Source organism: Oleiphilus sp. HI0117 (assembly GCF_001635235.1).
The window spans coordinates 1-604 of sequence record NZ_LWGA01000552.1; the positions used below are offsets into that span (position 1 = coordinate 1).

Here is a 604-nt window from a genome sequence, read left to right on the forward strand (position 1 = left end):
CGCCCCAGAAACCTTAAAGTCACTCATTCAGACCAAAACCGTTCTCGATAAGTACGACAACCCCTTTGATCTATTTCAAGATCGCTTAATGTTCCCTATTCGAAATAGCCGCGGTAAGACTGTGGCTTTTGGGGGGCGAACCTTAGGGGACGACAAAGCTAAATACATCAACTCACCTGAATCGGAAGTTTTCCACAAAAGTAATGAGCTTTACGGTCTGTATGAAGCGAACCAGGCAACCCGACATCTTGATAAGTTGTTGGTAGTGGAAGGCTATATGGACGTTGTGGCGCTAGCGCAGTACGGTATTAACTATGCGGTAGCCACCTTAGGGACGGCGACAAATAGCGAAAACCTCTCTCACCTCTTACGACGGTGTAAGCACATTATTTTCTGTTTTGATGGCGATCGAGCCGGATTACAGGCTGCAAGAAAGGCAATGGAAAACGCCTTGCCTATATTTGAAGATGGGATGCAGCTGGATTTTTTGCTATTACCGGAAGGTGAGGACCCTGATACTCTAGTGAGGGGGAAAGGGAAAGATATGTTCGAAAAGCGAGTGCTTTCTGCTTATCCCTTATCGGAATTCATGCTTAAAATTTAT

The 604-nt window shown here is 45.5% G+C and carries 1 protein-coding gene; it reads left to right on the top strand.

From position 1 onward, the window contains the following. Positions 1–604 (top strand): toprim domain-containing protein (locus A3757_RS06125; RefSeq protein ID WP_156506218.1); only part of this gene is annotated, 604 nt, incomplete at both ends.